General features: G+C 54.1%; 15 protein-coding genes. 7 read left to right on the forward strand and 8 right to left on the reverse strand.

Annotated features, from left to right (window positions below; translation table 11 throughout):
• Positions 1-4: 4 nt before the first annotated feature.
• Complete coding sequence (locus DDT52_RS16980) at positions 5-772, reverse strand: amidohydrolase (RefSeq protein WP_136157410.1); 768 nt, start codon at positions 770-772, stop codon at positions 5-7.
• The gene (locus DDT52_RS16985; protein ID WP_136157411.1) at positions 760-1,917 is read right to left on the reverse strand and encodes a pyridoxal phosphate-dependent aminotransferase; all 1,158 of its coding nucleotides are present in this window, start codon (positions 1,915-1,917) and stop codon (positions 760-762) included. The genes DDT52_RS16980 and DDT52_RS16985 overlap by 13 nt, the downstream gene beginning before the upstream one ends.
• 166 nt (positions 1,918-2,083) lie before the next feature.
• On the opposite strand from DDT52_RS16985, the gene DDT52_RS16990 reads away from it, so the two are divergent.
• Genes DDT52_RS16990 through DDT52_RS17000 form a run of 3 tightly spaced genes read left to right on the forward strand, consistent with a single transcriptional unit; the run spans position 2,084 to position 3,941 of the window.
• Entirely contained in the window at positions 2,084-2,698 is a 615-nt protein-coding gene (locus DDT52_RS16990; RefSeq protein WP_136157471.1) for a methylthioribulose 1-phosphate dehydratase, read from the forward strand.
• Positions 2,695-3,399: an acireductone synthase gene (gene mtnC / locus DDT52_RS16995; RefSeq protein WP_136157412.1), complete on the forward strand. Its 705-nt coding sequence runs from the start codon at positions 2,695-2,697 to the stop codon at positions 3,397-3,399. The genes DDT52_RS16990 and mtnC overlap by 4 nt, the downstream gene beginning before the upstream one ends.
• On the forward strand, positions 3,396-3,941 hold the full coding sequence (locus DDT52_RS17000) for a 1,2-dihydroxy-3-keto-5-methylthiopentene dioxygenase (protein ID WP_136157413.1): 546 nt from the start codon (positions 3,396-3,398) through the stop codon (positions 3,939-3,941). Before mtnC ends, DDT52_RS17000 begins: the two co-directional genes overlap by 4 nt.
• A gap of 50 nt (positions 3,942-3,991) precedes the next feature.
• On the opposite strand, the gene mtnA is transcribed toward DDT52_RS17000, so the two are convergent.
• Positions 3,992-5,020 (reverse strand): S-methyl-5-thioribose-1-phosphate isomerase, encoded by a 1,029-nt coding sequence (gene mtnA, locus DDT52_RS17005; protein WP_136157414.1) that lies wholly within the window; start codon positions 5,018-5,020, stop codon positions 3,992-3,994.
• Between the two features lie 143 nt (positions 5,021-5,163).
• Here mtnA and mtnK point away from each other — a divergent pair, with 143 nt between their 5' ends.
• Complete coding sequence (gene mtnK / locus DDT52_RS17010; protein ID WP_136157415.1) at positions 5,164-6,366, forward strand: S-methyl-5-thioribose kinase; 1,203 nt, start codon at positions 5,164-5,166, stop codon at positions 6,364-6,366.
• Positions 6,367-6,395: 29 nt separating this feature from the next.
• Here mtnK and yajD read toward each other — a convergent pair whose 3' ends face one another.
• Both yajD and fadE read right to left on the reverse strand, forming a co-directional pair.
• Positions 6,396-6,746, reverse strand: a complete 351-nt coding sequence (gene yajD, locus DDT52_RS17015) for a YajD family HNH nuclease (protein WP_210732732.1) — start codon at positions 6,744-6,746, stop codon at positions 6,396-6,398.
• 118 nt (positions 6,747-6,864) lie between these two features.
• Entirely contained in the window at positions 6,865-9,312 is a 2,448-nt protein-coding gene (fadE, locus tag DDT52_RS17020; RefSeq protein ID WP_136157417.1) for an acyl-CoA dehydrogenase FadE, read from the reverse strand.
• A gap of 332 nt (positions 9,313-9,644) precedes the next feature.
• Between fadE and lpcA the strand changes: the two genes are divergently transcribed.
• Entirely contained in the window at positions 9,645-10,226 is a 582-nt protein-coding gene (gene lpcA, locus DDT52_RS17025) for a D-sedoheptulose 7-phosphate isomerase (RefSeq protein ID WP_109055731.1), read from the forward strand.
• A gap of 37 nt (positions 10,227-10,263) precedes the next feature.
• The gene (locus DDT52_RS17030) at positions 10,264-11,031 is read left to right on the forward strand and encodes a class II glutamine amidotransferase (RefSeq protein WP_136157418.1); all 768 of its coding nucleotides are present in this window, start codon (positions 10,264-10,266) and stop codon (positions 11,029-11,031) included.
• On the opposite strand, the gene dpaA is transcribed toward DDT52_RS17030, so the two are convergent.
• Together dpaA and DDT52_RS17040 are read right to left on the reverse strand one after the other, a co-directional pair.
• Complete coding sequence (gene dpaA, locus DDT52_RS17035; protein WP_109055733.1) at positions 11,002-11,724, reverse strand: peptidoglycan meso-diaminopimelic acid protein amidase; 723 nt, start codon at positions 11,722-11,724, stop codon at positions 11,002-11,004. The two genes, DDT52_RS17030 and dpaA, sit on opposite strands and share 30 nt — an antisense overlap.
• 396 nt (positions 11,725-12,120) lie before the next feature.
• A complete protein-coding gene (locus tag DDT52_RS17040) occupies positions 12,121-12,891 on the reverse strand; it encodes a class I SAM-dependent methyltransferase (RefSeq protein WP_136157472.1) in 771 nt (256 codons plus the stop codon).
• Positions 12,892-13,106: 215 nt separating this feature from the next.
• Here DDT52_RS17040 and dinB point away from each other — a divergent pair, with 215 nt between their 5' ends.
• Entirely contained in the window at positions 13,107-14,165 is a 1,059-nt protein-coding gene (gene dinB, locus DDT52_RS17045) for a DNA polymerase IV (RefSeq protein WP_136157419.1), read from the forward strand.
• Positions 14,166-14,261: 96 nt separating this feature from the next.
• Here the strand turns inward: dinB and pepD are convergent, their stop codons facing one another.
• The gene (gene pepD / locus DDT52_RS17050) at positions 14,262-15,722 is read right to left on the reverse strand and encodes a beta-Ala-His dipeptidase (RefSeq protein WP_136157420.1); all 1,461 of its coding nucleotides are present in this window, start codon (positions 15,720-15,722) and stop codon (positions 14,262-14,264) included.
• Positions 15,723-15,821: the final 99 nt, after the last annotated feature.

Here is a 15,821-nt window from a genome sequence, read left to right on the forward strand (position 1 = left end):
TCTTTTATAGCGAAAAACGATCCGCATCACGCCATGCCGGGAAGGATTCCCGGTAGCTTTGCAGCGCTTCCAGCGATAGTTCCGCATCCAGGCGGGCGGGTTGATTCGGCGGCGCTGAGGCCAGAATTTCCCCCTGCGCGTTGATGATCAGGCTGTCGCCCCGGTAGCTGTGACCGTTGCCGTCGATGCCGACGCGGTTACAGCCTGCGATGTAAGCCTGGTTTTCAATGGCGCGTGCGGCCAGCAGCGTCTGCCAGTGTGATGAACGTGGCGCTGGCCAGTTGGCGACATACAGTGCCAAATCGTAGTCCTGACGGTTACGTGACCACACCGGAAAACGCAGGTCGTAACAAATCAACGGGCAGATGCGCCAGCCGCGCCATTCAAGAATCAGACGCTCCGTGCCGGCCTGATAATATTGATGTTCGTCCGCCATACGAAACAGGTGACGCTTGTCGTACTGGTAAATCTCACCGTGCGGATCGGCCAACAGGAAGCGGTTCACTGCGCCTTTTGGCGTATGGACGGCAATGCTGCCGCCGATCAAGGCATTGGTTTTCTGCGCCCATTGATACAACCACGCCTCAACGGCCGACTGCTCCAGACTGTTCTTTGCGGCCTCCATGGCAAAACCGGTGGTAAACATTTCGGGTAACACGATCAGATCGCGGCCGGTGATATCGGCCAGCAAGGTATCAAAATGGCTCAGGTTGGCTGCGCCATCCAGCCATACCAAGGGCTGTTGCAATACTGAAATGCTCAAAGTCGACATAAACGCTCCGCGGCAGCATCTAATGTAGATTCCTGTTTGGCAAAGCATAGCCGAATTAATTTATGAGGAAACGGATCGGCGCAAAATACGGAAAGCGGAATGGCGGCCACGCCCACATGCTCGGTCAACCAGCGGCAGAAACTGACATCATCCAGATCGGAAATGGCGCTGTAATCGGCCAGCAGGAAATAGGTGCCTGCGCAGGGCAAGGTTTTAAAGCGGCTGTTGGAAAGAGCATTGATGAAGCGATCGCGACGGGCGCGATAAAAATCCGGTAGCTCACGCCAGTGCTGCGGCTGTTCACGTAACATGTCGGCAATCGCCAACTGGGCGGGCGTGTTTACCGAAAAGGTCAGGTACTGATGGATCTTGCGTACTTCCGCGCTGAGCGCCGCAGGCGCGACACAATAGCCGATTTTCCAGCCCGTCATATGGAAGGTTTTACCAAATGACGACACGGCAATGGCGCGCTGGCGTAAAGAAGGATGCTCCAGCACGCTGGCATGGCCTTCCTGTGCGAAGCAAATATGTTCGTAGACCTCATCGCTCAACACATAAATTTCGCGTTCAGCGATGGCCTGCCACAGCTGTTGGAAATCTTCTTTTTGCCAGACGGTCGCTGACGGGTTATGCGGCGTATTCAGGATCACTAATCGGGTGCGTTCACTGATCAAACCGGCGAACGCCGTCCAATCGACGCGAAAAGCCGGCGGTTGCAGCGCCAGACGCTTTAACTCGCCGCCGGCCAGCGCAACGGCAGGTGCGTAACTGTCATAGCTGGGATCGAAACAGATCACTTCATCGCCGGGACGCACCAGGGCGGCAATGGCCGCGAACAGCGCTTCCGTCGCGCCGGCGGTCACGGTCACTTCGCTATCCGCATCGGGCTTCCAGCCGTACAGCTCGTCCGTTTTCTCGGCAATGATGGTACGCAGCGGCGCCACGCCGGTCATGGGTGCGTATTGGTTTGCCCCCTGGCTTACATGATAGGCCAGACGCTGTTGCAGATAAGCGGGACCATCAAAGTCAGGAAAGCCCTGCGAAAGATTAATGGCCTGATGTTGCTGAGCCAGTGCGCTCATCTGCGTAAAAATGGTGGTGCCCAGTGACGGCAGTTTACTTTCGGGAATAAGCGGGATGCTCATGACGGGGTCGGACTCCTGCAAACCTGTATTGCTTGACAATATAACACGATGTTAGTATTTGGCAATCAAGACGCTTGGACGTTTAAACGGCTAAATGCCTTTAAGTGCTAAGTCATAACCAAAGGGACTAAGTACCCGTAAACGTACCAGTAACACGAGAAGCATGATGACTGAAAATCAGCAACTTACGGCACTGCTTGCCGCCTGCCATTGGATAGGGCAGAAAGGCTGGTGTCCGGCGACCGGGGGGAATATGTCCGTGCGCCTTGATGAACAACAGTGCCTGATTAGCGAATCAGGCAAGGATAAAGGCAGTCTGCTGGCGGATGATTTCCTGCTGGTGGATATCGCCACCAACCACGTACCCAGCGGTCGGACGCCGTCGGCGGAAACCGGGCTGCATACGCTGTTATATCGCACTTACCCGCGGGTTGGGGCGGTGCTGCATACCCATTCGGTCAATGCGACGGTGCTGTCACGGGTAGAAACAGGAGCCGATCTGGCGCTGCAAGGCTATGAAATGCAAAAGTCGCTGGCCGGACAGACAACGCATCGGGATCGTGTGGCGATCCCGATTTTCGATAACGATCAGGATATTCCGGCGCTGGCCGACCGTGTCGCGACGCGCGCAAGGCATGAGCCGCTGCGCTACGGTTTTCTGGTGCGGGGACATGGCCTTTACTGTTGGGGAGAGACGGTAAAAGAGGCGCGTCGTCATTTGGAAGGGCTTGAGTTTTTGTTTCAGTGTGAACTGCAACGCCGACTGCTGGAGGCCAAATGAACCAGACCCACGCCATTAAAGCGATCGTGACGGATATTGAAGGCACCACCAGCGATATCCTCTTTGTCCACAACGTGTTGTTTCCTTATGCCCGTGAGCGTCTAGCTGATACTGTGCGTCAACACGAGGACAACCAGGAAATCGCACAGGCGCTGACGCTGTTGCGTCAGGAACTGACTGCGCCCGATGCGGATGAGGATGCGTTAATTGCGGCGTTACATCAGTTTATGGATGAAGACCGCAAATCGACCGCACTCAAGCTATTACAGGGCATTATCTGGCGTACGGGTTATCACAACGGCGATTTTCGCGGACACCTCTATCCGGAGGTGGCTAAGCAACTGGCTGATTGGCGGCGGCAGGGCATTCGCCTGTATGTCTATTCGTCGGGTTCCGTTGAAGCTCAGCAATTGCTTTTTGGTTACAGCGAGGCGGGGGATTTACGTCCGTTGTTCCAGGATTATTTTGATACCCGCGTTGGCGCCAAACGCGAAACCGCATCCTATCGCGCCATTGCTCAGTCCATCGGTTTACCGGCTGAGCAGTTACTGTTCCTGTCGGATGTTCATCAGGAACTGGATGCCGCGCAAGAAGCAGGATGGCATACCTGTCAGCTCATTCGTCGTGATGCTGATGACTTGAGTCGTCACCCCCAGGTGGCACATTTTGACCAAATCGATTTACAGGAGTATTCCCAATGAGTGCACTGACTATCTTTAGCGACAGCGATGCAAGCCAACCGATTTGGCAAAGCCAGGATGGAGAAGCCATTCGCCAGCAGTTAGCCGGGATCGGCGTGCGTTTTGAGCGCTGGCAGGCAAGTCAAACGCTGAGCGATGCTCCCTCTTCCGAAGAGGTGTTGGCTGCCTATCGGCATGAGATCGATAAGCTGGTGGCCGAGAAAGGTTATCGGAGTTGGGACGTGATCAGTATGCGTGCGGACAACCCGCAGCGTGCGGAGCTGCGCACCAAATTTTTATCCGAGCATATTCATCACGAAGATGAAGTTCGATTCTTTGTTGAGGGGGCGGGGCTGTTTTGCCTGCATCTGCAAGGCAAGATTTTCCAGATCCTGTGTGAGAAAAACGATCTGCTGTCTGTGCCTGCTGGCACGGCGCATTGGTTCGACATGGGGCCGGAACCCCACTTCACGGCTATTCGGCTGTTCGATAACCCGGAAGGTTGGGTCGCGCATTTTACCGGCGATAAGATCGCGGATGCGTATCCGAAATTAGCGCGCTGACGTGCGGTTTAGGTCTTAAGGTAAGGGAGCGTCAGGCTCCCTTAATCTGGTCATTTCAGCGATGTCTGAAATATTCCCTCTTTCACCGCCTGCGGCGTCACCACGCCGGTATCCAATATCCAGCCGCTGATGAGCGCTGCCGGCGTGACATCGAACGCCGGGTTGTAGACGGGGGCGTTCTGCGGCGCCCACTGGCAATTGCCGAAACTGCCCGACACGCCGGTCACTTCCGCTGCGGCGCGCTGCTCAATCGGGATAGCATGACCGGCCGGACATGCCGGGTCGTGTGTGGTGTGCGGTGCGGCGACGTAGAACGGAATCTGATGATAATGCGCTAATACCGCCAGACTGTAAGTGCCTATCTTGTTGGCGATATCCCCGTTGGCGGCAATGCGGTCTGCCCCTACCCATACGGCATCCACCTTGCCTTGCGCCATCAGGCTGGCGGCCATCGAATCGCAAATCAACCGGTAGGGAATGCCCAATTCGCCCAGTTCCCAGGCGGTTAATCGTCCTCCCTGTAACAACGGACGGGTTTCATCGACCCAAACCTGAGCCACGTTTCCCTGCTGATGCGCTCGCAGCAGCACGCCGATAGCGGTGCCGATCCCGGCGGTCGCCAGTCCACCAGTATTACAGTGGGTCAGGAGTCTGCTATTCGGATTCACCAGCGTAGCGCCGTGGGCGGCGATCTGCTCGCACAACGCGCGATCTTCTTCGACCAGTCTCAGCGCTTCCTGCACCATGGCGTTGACGAATTGCGGCTGTGCCAGCGCTTGCTTCATCCGGTCCAGATTGTTCATGAGATTCACCGCCGTGGGGCGTGCTGCCCGCAGCGTTTCCAGCGACTGCGCCAGCTGGGGCTGGGAGAACCCTTCTTCAGCCAGCAGGGCAAGCAGCAGACTGGCGGATAAGCCAATCAACGGCGCACCGCGCACGCGTAATGTCTGGATATGTTCCACCAGCGAGGTAACGTCAGGGCAGGGACACCAGCGTTTCTCTTGTGGCAACGCCTGTTGATCGAGGATCCACAGCTGATTATCGATAATCTTCAGGCTGGTTGTGTTAAGTGTCTGCATGAGTGGTTAAATCCATGTTGCGTTATTGCACCGATTTTCTTATTCTGCCAATATGCGTAATGGATGTATAGACGTCCAAACGCTTTTATGTCTAAAAATGATTTTCTCACTATCGTGTGAGCGCAGAATAATGAGGGGTTGGAATGTCACTTTACCGCACCTTTACGGCGGATGATGCCGTAGAATACGCCCGCCAGTATGGCCGGGTGAGCGATCCGCACGCGCTGATCGCTGCTGAGGAAATTGGCGACGGTAATCTGAATCTGGTGTTTAAAATCCGGGATACTCAGGGCGTCAGCAGGGTGATTGTCAAACAGGCGCTCCCCTATGTGCGCTGCGTTGGCGAGTCGTGGCCGCTGACGCTCGATCGCGCCCGCATTGAAGCGGAAACGTTGCTGTCCCATGCCCAATTCTGTCCGCAACATACGGTAACGGTGCTGCACCATGATGCGGCATTGGCAGTGATGGTGCAGGAAGATCTTTCCGATCACCGCATCTGGCGCAGTGAGTTGATTCAGGGGGCTCACTACCCGCAGGCGGCGGCCCAACTGGGAGAATATCTGGCGCAGGCGCTGTTCCATCATTCCGATTTTTATCAGTCTCCTCACGATAAGAAAGCGGCGGTGAGCCGGTTTACCAACCCTGAGCTGTGTCAGATCACCGAAGATCTGTTCTTCACCGATCCTTATATTGACCACGAAAGAAATCGGTTTGATGCCGTGCTGTCGGCGGATGTGCAGGCATTGCGTGACGACCGGGCGCTGAAATTGGCCGTTGCCGGACTAAAACACCGCTTTTTAAGCAGGGCGGAAGCGTTGTTGCACGGCGATATTCATAGCGGTTCAATTTTTGTAGCGGAAGGCCGGCTGAAAGCAATCGATGCCGAGTTTGGCTTCTATGGACCGATAGGCTTTGATGTGGGAACCGCTATCGGGAATCTGTTGCTGAACTATTGTGGTTTGCCGGGCCTGCTGGCGCCGCGTGAGGCGGTAGCCAGTCGCGAACAACGGTTTGAGGATATCCGCACGTTGTGGCATACCTTCGCGACGCGTTTCCTGTCGCTGAGTCAGCACAGTAGCCGGGAGCCTTCGCTGGCGGAACCGGGTTATGCCGAGCTGTTTTTACAGCAGGTATGGCAGGATGCCGTCGGCTATTGCGGAACCGAACTGATTCGCCGCACGATTGGTCTGGCGCACGTCGCCGATCTCGACGGCATCCAAAATGATGAGGCCAGGGCGGGGTGCCAGCGTCAGGCGTTATCACTGGGCCGGACGCTGATTCTGGCTGCGCCGCATATCGCCAGCGTTGAAGCGTTGCTGGCGCGGGTACGGCAAAGCGGTGCATAAGGCTGAGGGATAGCGGATGATGGAACCCGCTATTTCTTGCCTTTTTCCAGCATCGCTTTCAGATCGGCGAAAGGGTTATGGGTGGCGAGGCCAACGTCTTTCTGGGCATCCTCTCCCGCGATCACGGTTGAGCCGTAAATATCCGCATCCGTATATTTTGAGTGCTCGTGATCGTGACAATACAGGCACAGCATTTCCCAGTTGCTGCCATCTTCCGGGTTATTACTGTGGTCGTGATCGATATGATGCACGGTTAATTCGCGCAGATTGGAATAAACGAATTCGCGCGAACAGCGACCGCAGACCCACGGAAAGAGCTTGAGTGCTTTTTCGCGATAGCCGCTTTCGAGTTTCGCGTAGTTTTTCGGGATATATGCCATGGCGTGGTGCCTTTTGGTGGAGGAAGCAGTCATTTTAACCCGGTTGACCAGAGGTATAAATGGATCGGGTAAAAAAGGCCGCAATCGCGGCCTTTCAGAGGGAGGTAGGCCGGCATCGTCACGCCGCCTCCGTCTTTCTTTGTGGTTCAGCGACCGCCTGCTGTCTGTTTGCCGCCAGTGCGTCCGCGGCGAAATCATCCACGTTGATCGAACGTAAACGGCTGGCTTCCGCTCTGGTTAACACGGTGGCTTCCTCTGCGGTTATCTTGCCTTCCGCCAATGCCTGTTCCGCCAACTGATCCAATCTCATAAACGGCAGGTGCTTACCGCTGGCTTTTGATAAGCGTTGGTAGATGGGTTCCGCTGCAATAATCTCTCCCAGCGCTTCTTCCAACAGACCGACCGGATTATGCTCACTGGCGACCCGATATTGTCCGCGTCCCAGACGGTTGCGCGTGGCCGATGGCGTTTGCAGCAGTTTCGCCACCTCATGATCCAGACGGTCAGATGGCGCATCGCTACGGCGGCCCAGGGGGAAGATGATAAACGTCAGCAGACCCGCGATTATGCGGTTCGGGAAATTACGTAACAGATCTGCTATCGCCTGCTCAGCCTGATGGAGGCTGTCTTGCACGCCCCAATGAACCAGCGGCAGATCCGCTTTGTGCCGGCCTTCCTCGTCGTAGCGTTTCAGCGTCGCAGAGGCCAGATAAAGCTGGCTGAGGATATCACCCAGACGTGCCGAAATGCGTTCCCGACGTTTCAGGCTTCCACCCAGCACGGCCATGGAAACATCTGCCAGCAGCGCCAGATTCGCACTGAGTCGATTCAGACGCTGATAATAATGACGCGTTTCGTCATTAACCGGCGCATGACTCAGTCGGCCGTTGGTCAGGCCCAGCCAGAAGCTGCGGATTTTGCTGCTGCCAATATGCCCGATATGACCAAATAGCGCGCGGTCAAAACGTGGAACATCCTTATCCTGCGCCGCCGCCATCTCTTCCAGTACATATGGGTGGCAGCGGATTGCACCCTGACCGAAGATAATCATACTGCGGGTCAGAATGTTCGCGCCTTCCACGGTGATGGCGATGGGGGAACCCTGATAGCTGCGGGCGAGGAAGTTGGAGGGGCCGAGGCAAATCCCTTTCCCGCCGGCAATATCCATCGCATCCAGCACGGCCCGTTGACCGCGGTGGGTACAGTGATATTTGACAATGGCGGACAGGACGGCAGGTTTCTCCCCCTGCATAATGCCGCTGGTGATCAGCGTGGACGCGGCATCCATGACATACGTGTTACCGGCGATACGCGCCAGCGGCTCTTCAATTCCTTCCATTTTACCGATGGACACCTTGAACTGACGACGAATATAGGCATACGCGCCGATACCCAGCGCGATCGATTTCAGGCCGCCGGTTGAGTTGGAGGGCAGTGTAATACCGCGTCCGACGGACAGGCATTCCATCAGCATCCGCCAGCCTTGGCCGGCCATTTTCGGTCCGCCGATGATGTAATCCAGCGGAACAAAAATATTTTCACCCTGGGTCGGTCCATTCTGGAACGGAATATTCAACGGGAAATGACGGCGGCCAATCTGCACGCCGTCGGTGTTGGTGGGGATCAGCGCACAGGTAATGCCCACATCTTCGGTTTCACCCAGCAGATGGTCCGGGTCATACAGTTTAAAGGCCAGACCGAGTACCGTCGCGACCGGCGCCAGCGTGATATAACGTTTATTCCAGGTCAGACGCATGCCAGGAACCTGCTCGCCGTGCCAGTTGCCGTAACAGACGACGCCGGTATCCGGAATGGAGCCGGCGTCAGATCCCGCTTCGGGGCTGGTCAGGGCAAAGCATGGGATCTCCTGACCCTGGGCCAGACGGGGCAAATAGTGATCTTTTTGCTCTTCCGTGCCGTAATGTTGCAGCAGTTCACCGGGGCCCAGCGAGTTAGGTACGCCGACGGTAATCGCCAGAATACTGGAGACGCCAGCCAGTTTTTGCAGAACCTGCGCCTGTGCATAAGCAGAAAACTCCAGACCGCCGTACTGCTTTTTGATAATCATGGCGAAAAAACGATGCTGTTTGAGAAATGCCCACAATTCCGGCGGCAGATCGGCGCGTTCATGAGTGATCTCAAAATCGTTTGCCATGCGACAGGCTTCTTCCACCGGGCCGTCAAGAAATGCCTGTTCTTCGGCAGTCAGACGTGGCTGCGGGTAGTTGTGCAGTTTTTTCCAGTCCGGTGAGCCACGGAAAAGATCGCCTTCCCACCAGGTAGTGCCTGCATCAATGGCTTCTTTTTCCGTATTGGACATCGGCGGCATAACCTTCTGAAACATGCGCAGAGCGGATGCGGAAAAAAGCCGGCGGCGAATCGGCAATACGTTAAACGGTATCAGCGCAATGACCAGCGGGACCAGCAGCCAGACGGGCCACAGCTGTATGGCGGACATGGCGGCAAAGTAGGCAACAAGAATCGCACTGCTGACAAGCAGGCTGATACGGTGATAGAACATGGCACCGATAATGATCAGTAAGAGAAGAATACTGACAGCAACCATAGTACGTCTCCAGAGTTGTCGTCGACTTAAAGAACCCTTTCATCCGCGTTTGGCTCCACATTGTGCAGTGGGAATGACGAGTGAAACGGCCATTGAGTCATAAGAGGTCTGACCTGTTGGTCTTTATTTGTTGTAGTGCATTTGCTTGTTTTTATCAATTCATTTACATCACAATTACAACTTAACTCACAAACCCGGTAGCCGTTCACGGTTTTCTGATTGGCGTCAGCGATCCTGCCAATCGTGTCATTGCGCGCTTCTCGCTGTTTGCGCGATCCGCTACACTGCATGGCAATATAGAATGATGTCACTCGACATAATGAGAGGATCCCATGTATCAGGACTTAATCCGTAACGAGCTGAAAGAAGCGGCAGAAACGCTAAATAACTTTTTAAGCGATGACGCAAATATTCAATCGATTCAAAACGCGGCGGTATTACTGGCGGATGCGTTTAAAGCGGGTGGGAAGGTGATTTCCTGCGGTAATGGCGGGTCACACTGTGATGCGATGCATTTCGCCGAAGAATTGACGGGACGTTACCGTGAAAACCGTCCGGGTTATCCGGCTATCGCCATTTCTGATCCCAGCCATCTTTCTTGTGTCAGTAACGATTTCGGCTATGACTTCGTGTTTTCCCGTTATATTGAATCGCTGGGTCGTGAAGGCGATGTGCTGTTGGGCATCTCCACATCGGGCAATTCAGGCAACATCATCAAAGCGATTGCGGCTGCGAAGGCAAAGCGCATGAAGGTGATCACGCTGACGGGCAAAGACGGCGGTAAAATGGCGGGGACGGCGGATGTGGAAATTCGGGTCCCTCATTTCGGTTATGCGGATCGTATTCAGGAAATCCATATCAAGGCGATTCATATTCTGATTCAATTGATTGAAAAAGAGATGGCTGGCAAATAGGAAAAGCGAACACGCGGGGGAGGTTAGGAGAGGCAAGATGTGTGAACTGCTTGGGATGAGTGCGAATGTGCCGACGGATATCTGTTTCAGTTTTACCGGACTGATTCAGCGTGGCGGCCTGACCGGGCCGCATCGGGACGGCTGGGGTATTACGTTTTATGAAGGGAATGGCTGTCGTACCTTCAAGGATCCGCAGCCAAGCTACAATTCGCCGATTGCCCGGTTGGTGCAGGACTATCCCATCAAGTCTTGCGCGGTGGTGTCACATATCCGGCAGGCCAATCGGGGCGCGGTATCGCTGGAAAACACCCACCCCTTTACCCGCGAGCTATGGGGCAGAAACTGGACATTTGCCCACAACGGGCAGTTGAAAGGTTATCGCTCGTTGAAAACAGGGATGTTTCGGCCTGTCGGTCAAACCGACAGCGAATTTGCTTTCTGCTGGCTGCTGCATCAATTGTCACAGCGCTACCCCCGCACGCCGGGTAATTGGTCGACGGTGTTCCGCTATATTGCAGAACAGGCCGGCGTATTGCGCAAGAAGGGCGTGTTTAACATGCTGTTGTCGGACGGCCACTTTGTCATGGGATACTGTTCGACCAAGCTGTACTGGATTACCCGCCGGGCGCCGTTTGGCAAAGCGACGCTGTTGGATCAGGATGTGGAAATCGATTTTCAGCAGCAGACGACGCCGAATGATGTCGTAACCGTGCTGGCAACGCAGCCGCTGACCGGAAATGAAACCTGGCATCAAATCATGCCAGGAGAATTTGTCTTATTCCACTTTGGTGAACGCGTAATTTAATACTGGCTGGCTGGTGGTCAGCGGTGGATTAACGACATATTGACCGTTAAATACCGCGACGGCCGGCGGCTGGTTGTGTTGATTGAAATACGCATAACCCGGCTGCAATTGACGCCAGAAGCTGTAATAGCTTGAATTGCGATGGCGCTGCATGTTTTGTTCCGTCATACGGAACGGATAAATCGCCAGATCGATTTTCGTCTGTCCGTTAAGCAGTGCCTGTTCAGCGTAACGATAAATTTCATCAATATAATTATTGGTCATGGCGTAGCAGCCAACGGACACGCATTCGCCGTGAATCATCAGATACCGGCCGGAATATCCCTGCGATTTGTCATATTCGTTGGGGAAACCGATATTAATTGCCCGGTAATATCGGCTGTCTGGTTTGAGCTGGCGCAGATCAACCTGATAGAACCCTTCGGGGCTTTTCAAATCACCCTCGATACGCTTAGGCCCTAATCCGCCTGAATATTTACAAATGGGATAACTCTCTAATAAGCGATATTCGCCGCTTAACTGAGCATAGAGTTCTAATACTCTCTCTTCTTTGAATATCTGAATATAGATCGGAGAGCCTAATAATTGCTGTTTTAATTCTTTTGTTATCGGCGCAGGTTCACTGGCTGTGCTGGTAACAACAATAGCGGGCAAAAAAAACAACATCGCAAAAGACAGCGCGATTTTTTGCATTATGGATCCTGATGAAATAAAAAGCTGTGCTACATACGGTTAGTTATCGTTCCGTATTCCTTTGCCTTTAGGCGGATTTATAACCAATGTATTTCAATTGCTGTCAGAAGGTAACCAAACTTGTCTTATGACTGAACCCTCTGGCGAAACAGGGAAACGACCATTGTTGCAATCTGAAAGACGAAGGATATAAAACGGTTTCACATTATCATCGCCTTAATTTTAATCAAGCATGAAAACCGTTAAAAACTATTTTCGAGGTAAAAATGAGATGCGAAGAACGCTGACGCCGTTCTTTTCGACGGTCGTGAGCATTCCAGGGACAGCAGATGGCGGAATGCTATACCCCTGCTGTCCTTTATGGTACGTTTCACGAATACCCAGATGGCCGATCAATTACGCCCGTGTGGCTTCGATCATCATAATGTCGGTGACAAAAGTACCGTCTGACTGTACTTCAAAATGTCGCGTCACTTCTTCCGCCAGCGTTTTTTGCAATTCCCGAATCGCGATGGCGAAATGCTCCGGCGTGCGCATGCGGGCAATCCAACTGTTGAACTCCAGCGGCAATCTATCGCTGGTCACATTGCGCACCACAAATCCCGCTTCAGTGAACATACTCAGCCACTCGCCGGGGGAATAGTCACGTACATGCGAGGTGTCGCGCAGCTTCTCAACGGTCTGCAAATAGATATCCAGCAGCGGATGACCCGGTGATACCACATCCATCATGATGACTTGACCACCCGGCTTCAATACCCGTTTCATTTCGCGTAGCGCCTGGCCGACATCGTGCCAGTGGTGGGCGGAGTAACGACTGATGATGATATCGGCGCTGGCATCCTCAAAAGGCAGGGATTCGGCAATGCCTTGTCGGACGCGAATATTGCTCAGCCCCTTCTGTTTGGCCGCCTGGCTGACCACGTCCAGCATTTGTGCCGACAGATCGTATGCCACAACGTCGGCCACGGCCTGCGCGGCGACAAAGCTGGCGTGCCCGGCGCCGCAGCCTAAATCTATAACGTGGGCGGAGGGAAAGGGGGCTAATAAAGTAGCAAGCCGCGCCAAATCTTTTCCCTGCGCATGGACGGCGCTGGTCAGATAATTTTGTGCCTGCGAGCCAAACTGGTTCTCAACGCTGTTGGTGTGGCTGTGCTTATTTTCCATCATTACTCTCTTTTTATTTCCCGGACAACGGCTGAAATTGCGCCGGTGAAGCCCATGCCCACCGCCTTGAAACCACTATAAAGCGCGATTTATACGGGGACAATATAAGTATTTAAACGGGTGCGGCTGATTGCTGAACAAACGCCTTGACCGGTTTCTCAGCTTGTCTGTCTTTATGTTTTACTGTATTTTTATACAGTAATTCGGGAGGGCGCATGCGAAAAATCATTCATGTGGATATGGATTGCTTCTACGCAGCCATTGAGATGCGTGACGACCCGCGTCTGCGCGATATCCCGCTGGCGATCGGCGGCAGCGCCGATCGTCGTGGCGTAATCAGCACCGCGAATTACCCTGCGCGGCGTTATGGTATTCATAGCGCGATGGCCACCGCGACTGCGCTACGTCTTTGTCCTCATCTGACCTTGCTGTCTGGCCGGATGGCGGTGTACAAGGAGACATCCCGGCAGATCCGTGACATTTTTGCCCGCTATACCTCACTCATCGAACCGCTTTCTCTGGATGAAGCCTATCTGGATGTCACCGACAGCCCCTATTGCAATGGTTCGGCAACGCTGATGGCAGAAGAGATCCGTCAGGCGATTTTCAGGGAGTTGAACCTGACGGCATCGGCAGGCGTGGCGCCCATTAAATTTCTCGCCAAAGTCGCCTCCGAGCTCAATAAACCCAACGGTCAGTATGTGATCCCGCCCGATCGGGTGGATACATTTATTTTGCAGCTACCGCTGGCGAAGATCCCCGGTGTAGGTAAAGTCACCGCAAAACGGCTGGAAGAAAAAGGGATGCTGACCTGTGCCGATGTGCGCCGCTATGAACTGGCGGAATTGCTAAAAAGTTTCGGAAAATTTGGTCGTGTTCTGTGGGAGCGTTGTCATGGCATCGATAAGCGGCCAATCTCACCAGATCGATTACGTAAATCGGTGGGCGTTGAGAAAACACTGGCGAAAGACATTCATCACTGGCATGAATGTGAAGGGCTCATCGAACAGCTTTATCAGGAACTTGAACGGCGTTTAAAGCGGGTCAAACCGGATCTGCATATTGCCCGGCAGGGGGTAAAGCTGAAGTTTGATGACTTTCGGCAAACGACGCAGGAACATGTTTGGCCGGTATTGAACAAGCAGGACCTCGTCACGCTGGCGCGGCAAACCTGGGAGGAGCGGCGAGAGGCGCGTGGGGTTCGTCTGGTGGGGGTGCATGTCACGCTGCTCGATCCGCAAATTGAACGACAGCTGGTGCTGAACTGGGAATAGTCAATGAGCAGGACAGACAATCCGCCATAAACAAACAATCCGCCATAAAAAAGGCGGCTTTTGCCAGCCGCCTCTGTTTTTCTTACCAGCACGCGATTAGGTGCGTTCAGGGATCGCTTTCAACAATGCGGTAAGCAGTTGCCAGTATTGGCCCACGCTGGCGATATGGACTTGCTCATCCGGCGAATGCGGGCCGGTAATGGTTGGCCCGATAGAAACCATATCCATATCCGGATACGGTTTCTTGAACAGACCACATTCCAGCCCGGCATGGATCACCATGATATTCGGCGTCTTGTTGAATAGCTTCTGGTAGGTTTCGCGCACCAACTGCATAACCTGTGAACTTGCATCCGGCTGCCAGCCCGGGTAGCCGCCTTTTGGCGAGGTATGTGCGCCCGCCAGCTGTCCCAGCGCGCTGAGCATGCCGACAACATAGTCTTTACCGCTGTCGATCAGTGAACGAATCAGGCAGATAATTTCCACTTCCTGCTCGTTCATGGTGACGACGCCTGCGTTCAATGACGTTTCCACCACGCCTTTTACCGCATCGCTCATGCGGATCACTCCGTTTGGCATTGCGTTCAGCAATGCCAGCAGACGATCGCGACTGTCTTTGGTCAACGCCTGTGATTGCGTTTCGCAGGTTTCTACCAGTACGTTCAGGTTTTTCTCGACGGCGGACAGCTCATTTTTCAGCGTGGACAGGTATTCCTGGCTCAATGCCTTCAGTTGATCGACATTGGCCGCGGGCAATGCCAGCGTGGCAAAGGATTCCCGGGGAATCGCGTTACGCAGCGTACCGCCGTTCATGTCAAGAATACGCAGGTCCAGTTTATCTGCCTGTTCAAACAGGAAACGGGCCAGCAGCTTGTTGGCGTTGCCCAGTCCAAGATGAATATCACAGCCGGAGTGACCGCCTTTCAGACCCTTGATGGTCAGTTGCAGCGTCTGATAACCGGCTGGCAGGGCTTCACGCACGAGTGGTAAACGGGTAATGAAGTCAATGCCACCGGCACAGCCCATGTAGACTTCGCCTTCTTCTTCCGAATCGGTGTTGATCAGGATTTCACCCTGTAGCCAGTTTGGTTGCAGACCAAAAGCGCCATCCATACCGGACTCTTCGGTCATGGTCAGCAGGACTTCCAGTGGGCCGTGTTTGACGCTGTTATCCGTCAGAACCGCCAGCGCCGACGCCATACCGATACCGTTGTCGGCGCCCAGTGTCGTACCACGGGCTTTTATCCATTCGCCATCGATATATGGCCGGATAGGGTCTTTGGTGAAATCATGCACGGTGTCGTTGTTCTTCTGAGGCACCATATCCAGATGGGCCTGTAGCACAACCGGTTTGCGGTTTTCCATGCCGGAGGTGGCCGCTTTGCGTAACAGGATATTGCCTACCCGATCGCGTTCGGCATGAATGCCTTTTTCTTTCGCCCATTCAAGGATGTGCGCCGCCAGCGCTTCTTCATGGTAAGACGGATGGGGAATAGAACAGATCTTGGCAAAAATGTCCCACAGCGGTTGCGGGGCGAGTTGAGACAATTCAGACACTATTTACGTCTCCTTTTCAGCAGGCCTGTCTTTGCGTCCGACGTTTTTGGCGCGACAGGTGGAAAGTTAATCACGGTCAGCCATTCGATATGGTGTGTT

It is taken from the genome of Brenneria roseae subsp. roseae, assembly GCF_003115845.1.
Taxonomy (GTDB): domain Bacteria; phylum Pseudomonadota; class Gammaproteobacteria; order Enterobacterales; family Enterobacteriaceae; genus Brenneria; species Brenneria roseae.